General features: G+C 68.0%; 6 protein-coding genes and 1 pseudogene. 4 read left to right on the top strand and 3 right to left on the bottom strand.

All coding sequences use genetic code 11. From position 1 onward, the window contains the following. Positions 1-128 (bottom strand): annotated as a pseudogene (locus J7E68_RS19860) (RNA polymerase subunit sigma); the annotation flags it as partial. Between the two features lie 127 nt (positions 129-255). Between J7E68_RS19860 and aroA the strand changes: the two are divergent. From aroA to bcp, 3 genes are read left to right on the top strand one after another with little or no spacing between them, the layout of a single operon-like run. After that, complete coding sequence (aroA, locus tag J7E68_RS13170; RefSeq protein ID WP_215173290.1) at positions 256-1,581, top strand: 3-phosphoshikimate 1-carboxyvinyltransferase; 1,326 nt, start codon at positions 256-258, stop codon at positions 1,579-1,581. Then, positions 1,578-2,648 carry a ribosome small subunit-dependent GTPase A gene (gene rsgA, locus J7E68_RS13175; protein WP_215173293.1) on the top strand — a complete coding sequence of 357 codons (1,071 nt, stop codon included), beginning with the start codon at positions 1,578-1,580 and terminating at the stop codon, positions 2,646-2,648. The genes aroA and rsgA overlap by 4 nt, the downstream gene beginning before the upstream one ends. Before the next feature lie 9 nt (positions 2,649-2,657). Further along, positions 2,658-3,131 (top strand): thioredoxin-dependent thiol peroxidase, encoded by a 474-nt coding sequence (bcp, locus tag J7E68_RS13180; protein ID WP_215173295.1) that lies wholly within the window; start codon positions 2,658-2,660, stop codon positions 3,129-3,131. A 3-nt stretch (positions 3,132-3,134) separates the two neighbouring features. Here bcp and J7E68_RS13185 read toward each other — a convergent pair whose 3' ends face one another. After that, on the bottom strand, positions 3,135-3,539 hold the full coding sequence (locus tag J7E68_RS13185; RefSeq protein ID WP_215173297.1) for a hypothetical protein: 405 nt from the start codon (positions 3,537-3,539) through the stop codon (positions 3,135-3,137). Between the two features lie 231 nt (positions 3,540-3,770). On the opposite strand from J7E68_RS13185, the gene J7E68_RS13190 reads away from it, so the two are divergent. Then, positions 3,771-4,019 carry a WhiB family transcriptional regulator gene (locus J7E68_RS13190; protein ID WP_028503730.1) on the top strand — a complete coding sequence of 83 codons (249 nt, stop codon included), beginning with the start codon at positions 3,771-3,773 and terminating at the stop codon, positions 4,017-4,019. A 65-nt stretch (positions 4,020-4,084) separates the two neighbouring features. Here the strand turns inward: J7E68_RS13190 and J7E68_RS13195 are convergent. Then, positions 4,085-5,022, bottom strand: a 938-nt coding sequence (locus tag J7E68_RS13195; RefSeq protein ID WP_215173299.1) for a sensor histidine kinase, incomplete at its 5' end; no start/stop codon positions are given.

The following is a 5,022-nucleotide window of genomic DNA, read 5'->3' on the forward strand; positions in this document are numbered from 1 at the left end:
GCACCGTCGGCCGGGTTGCGCGTCATGCGCATCGCCGCGGCATAGAGCTGATCCATGAACGGGATCGCCTGTTCCTCGAAGTCGCGCCGAGGGTCGCTGACCGTCTCTGCGGTTGCCGTGTCATCCATCACCGGCCAGTCTAGGCGGCTGAGGTCGACCGACTCGCGTTCCAACGTTGCGAGCATGCTCTCTCCTTGTCGGCGAGAGCCCGTGATTCGATCGTCCGGACACTCGCGTTTACTAAGGTGGGAACCGATGACCGCCAACAGGTATTCCCCCTCCCCTGTCCAGGGCGTCTACGTCGCGCCATCCACCGCGGACGCCGTGCATGCGACGGTGACTGTACCGGGGTCGAAATCGCTCACGAACCGCGAACTCATCATCGCTGCGATCGCCGACGGACCGGGGCGGCTCATCGCTCCGCTGCACTCCGATGACTCCCGACGGATGGTCGACGCTCTTCGCGCTCTCGGCGTGGGTATCGAAGAGATCGAGGGCGACGGGGACTTCGGGCCGGACCTGGCGATCACGCCGGCCAAGCTCGTCGGAGGCACCACCGTCGACTGCGGGCAGGCGGGCACCGTGATGCGATTCATCGCGCCGCTGGCCGGTCTCGCTCAGCACGATGTGCACCTCACCGCTCACGAGACCGCGCTGCATCGCCCCATGGGCGGGCTCATCAGCGCCCTGCGAGATCTCGGAGTCGACATCGACGACGAGGGCACCTGGGCACTGCCGTTCACGATCCGCGGACACGGCCGCATCCGCGGCGGACGGGTCGAGATCGATGCCTCGGCCTCCAGCCAGTTCGTCTCCGGGCTGCTGCTCGCGGCTCCGCGGTTCGACGTGGGCCTGCATCTCGTGCACACGGGCGAACACCTGCCGAGTCTTCCTCACATCGACATGACGATCGAGGCTCTGAGTCGCCGCGGCATCCGCATCGAGCGTCCCGCCACCGGCGAATGGCTCGTCGAGGCGGGGGTGCCGCGCGCCAAGGAGATCGCGATCGAACCCGATCTGTCGAACGCGGCGCCATTCCTCGCCGCGGCCCTCGTCACCGGAGGATCCGTGTCGGTCACCGGATGGCCCGTGCACTCCACTCAGCCTGGCGCTCTGCTCCCCGAGATCCTGCAGGCCATGGGCGCCCACGTCGGTCGCCACAGCGGCACGCTCACGGTGAAGGCCGGGTCGGAGATCCGCGGGCTCGACATGGATCTGTCGGCGGCGAGCGAGCTCACGCCGACCCTCGTCGGGTTGGCGGCATTCGCGTCCGGTCCGACGACGATCCGCGGCATCGGGCACATCCGGCTGCATGAGACCGATCGCATCGCAGCCCTCATCGGCAACATCCGCGCTCTCGGCGGCGAGGCTGAGGAGCTGTCCGACGGCCTGCGCATCATTCCGCGCGCGCTGCACGGCGGCGGGTGGCCGGCCCACCACGACCACCGGATGGCGACGACCGGCGCTCTGATCGGACTCCGCGTCCCCGGAGTCGAGATCGACGACATCGGCACCACGTCCAAGACGCTCCCCGAGTTCACCCTGCTGTGGGAGCGCATGCTGAGGGGCGCGTCCGCGTGAGCTGGCTCGACGACACGGACGACCTCGACGACGACTTCGAGGAGTACGACGAGAGCAACATCCGCACTCGCCCGAATCCGAAGGCGAACCGCCCGCGGACCAAGCGCAGGCCGGCGCACGACGACGCGCAGATCGGTCGGGTGCTCGGAGTCGACCGCGGTCGGTACTCGGTGCTGCTCGACGAGGACACCCCTGACGAGCGCATGGTCACGGCCGCGCGCGCACGCGATCTCCGCCGCAACCCGATCGTCACCGGCGACCACGCTCGCGTCGTCGGCGACGTCACCGGCGAGGACGGCACCCTCGGACGCATCATCGGCATCGTGGACCGCACCTCTCTGTTGCGACGCAGCGCCGACGACACGGATCAGGTCGAGCGGGTCATCGTCGCCAACGCCGATCAGATGCTGGTCGTGGTCGCGGCCGCCGACCCCGAGCCCCGCGCGCGGCTGGTCGACCGCTACCTCGTGGCCGCGCTGGACGCCGGCATCCGCCCGCTGCTCGTCGTCACCAAGACCGACCTCGCCGACCCCGCAGCCTTCCTCTCGCACTTCGACGGGCTCGATCTGCGGGTCTTCACCAGCGCGCAGGACGAGATGCCCGTCGACGAGATCGGCGCGGCGCTGGTCGGCCACTCGACGGTGTTCGTCGGCCACTCGGGTGTGGGCAAGTCCACGCTCGTCAACGCCCTCGTCCCGAGCGCGCTGCGCGCGACGGGGCACGTCAATCAGGTCACCGGTCGCGGCCGACACACCTCTTCCTCGACCGTCTCGCTGCGCTACGTCGGACCGACGGGCCGAGGATGGGTGATCGACACCCCGGGCGTCCGATCCTTCGGTCTCGGACACGTGAACCCCGCCAACATCCTCGCCGCCTTCACCGAGCTCGCCGAGATCGCCCAGAACTGCCCCCGCGGATGCACACACCTCGCGGATGCTCCGGACTGCGCTCTGATCGAGGCTGCCGAACGCGGTGAGCTGAGCGAGACCGGGCTGGCTCGTCTGGACTCGTTGCAGCGACTGCTGCAGACCTTCGCGGACAAGGCCGAACAGACGCCCGGCCGCTAGGCTGGAGCGGTGACTGTGCGCCTCGAACCCGGAACCGCTGCTCCCGACTTCACTCTTCTCGATCAGGACGGTGCGACCGTCCGGCTCGATGATCCGCGGGGCCAGAAGACCGTCCTCTACTTCTATCCCGCCGCGATGACCCCGGGTTGCACGACGCAGGCGTGCGACTTCCGCGACAGCATCTCGTCGTTGCAGGGCGCGGGCTACCGCGTGGTCGGCGTATCGCGAGATGAGCCCGCGAAACTCGCCGAATTCCGTGAGCGCGACGGCCTCACGTTCTCCCTTCTCAGCGACCCGGATCATGCGGTGCACACCGCCTACGGCGCCTGGGGCGAGAAGATGAACTACGGCAAGGTGGTCGAGGGTGTGCTCCGCTCGACGTTCGTGCTCGATGAGCAGGGCACGATCACGCTCGCCCAGTACAACGTCAAGGCCACCGGTCACGTCGCGCGGCTGCGCAAGCAGCTCGGCATCGACGTCTGAGGATCACTCGCCCCGGGGCTCGTTCTCTGCAGCCAGGTGCTCGTTCTCCGCGCGAGTGCTCGCGATCAGGAGCACGAAGCACAGTAGCGCCGGAAGACCGACGCCCAGGGTGAACGCCCAGGCGATCGGCTGCAGCGTGAGCGAAGCGAGGGCGAGCGCGATGGCGAGCACCTGCAGCACCACGCCGCCCGAACGTGCCCATGAGTGCCCGGATCGCGTGCCGACGGCGAATGCGATCAGCGCGACGGCTCCGATGAGCGTCAGCACGATCAGCGCCAGAGCGGTGGGAAGAGACGCCGCATCGCCCGCGCCCAGACCGACGAGCTCGATCAGCGCGAACACGGTCAGCGCGGCGCCTTCCACAGCGAGGACCGCTGCTGCCGCGAGTGCGAGGCGTGGTGAGCGCACGATGTCTCCTGAGAATCGAATGAGAAGCGGCGAAACCCTTGATTTCGCCGGTTTCATGTAACAGAATAGACAGCGTCATGTGCTCCCACAGCGGCGTGGGGCGGGCTTCGTGCTCGCATCACAGAATGCGGGCATCCGTCCGTATCTCAACAGGGTAGCGGAACCCGAACTGCACCCGAAATCCGAGTCGTCGCGTCGCGATGATCATTCAATCCACACCGAGGAGCCCCCATGGACTGGCGCGACAAGGCCGCCTGCTTGACTGTCGATCCCGAGCTGTTCTTCCCCGTGGGGAACACAGGCCCGGCGGTCGACCAGATCGAGAAGGCGAAGACCGTCTGCGCCACCTGCACGGTCACCGAGATCTGCCTGCAGTACGCCCTCGAGTCCAGCCAGGACTCGGGTGTCTGGGGCGGCCTCTCCGAAGACGAGCGACGCGCCCTCAAGCGCCGCGCCGCTCGCGCCCGCCGCGCATCCTGAACTGAGCCGAAGGCGCCCGAGACGATGTCTCGGGCGCCTTCGTCATGCCCGCACCCCGCGCGCTGCTACTTCGTCAACCAGCGGAGGGGGATGTCGATGATGACCTCGGTCCCCTCGCCCTCGCTCCCCCGCCATTCGATAGAGCCGCCGAGCTCGCCCTGGATGAGTGTGCGGATGATCTGCGTCCCGAGTCCCTGACCGATCCGCCCCTCGGGGAGCCCCTTGCCGGTGTCTCGCACCGTCACCCGAAGGTTCTCCTCCGTGCGGGCGGCGTCGATCGTCACGACGCCTTCCTGCCCGGCGAGGCCGTGTTCGACCGCGTTGGTGACCACTTCTGTCAGCGCGAGCGCGAGCGGTGTCGCGTATTCGCTCGGCAGCACGCCGAAGCGGCCCGTCGACTGCGTGCGCGCACGAGTGTTGGGGGCCGAGGCGACCTCGGCGACGAGTTTGAGCACGCGGTGGAAGACCTCGTCGAAGTCGACTTTCTGAGCAAGGCCCTGCGCGAGGGTGTCATGCACCACCGCGATGGAGTCCACACGCCGCATGGCCTGCGAGAGAGCATCGCGCGCTTCGTCCGAGTGCGTCCGCCGCGCCTGAATGCGCAGCAGCGACGCCACAGTCTGGAGATTGTTCTTCACGCGATGGTGGATCTCGCGGATCGTCGCATCCTTCGTGATGAGTTCCTGCTCCTGGTGCCGAAGCTCAGACACATCGCGGCACAGCAGGATCGCACCGATGCGGGTGCCATGATCCTTCAGCGGAATCGCCCGCAACGACACCGTCACGCCGCGCGCTTCGATGTCCGTGCGCCACGGCGCGCGCCCTGTGACGACGACGGGAAGCGACTCGTCGACCTGCCGGGACGGCGGGACGAGACGAGTGGTGACCTCCGCGAGCGACTCGCCCTCCAGCTCGTCATCGAAACCCATGCGGTTGAAGGCGGAGAGCGCGTTCGGGCTCGCGAAAGTGGTGATGCCGTCGACGTCGATGCGGATCAGTCCGT

This window comes from Microbacterium sp. ISL-103 (assembly GCF_018613995.1).
Classification (GTDB): domain Bacteria; phylum Actinomycetota; class Actinomycetes; order Actinomycetales; family Microbacteriaceae; genus Microbacterium.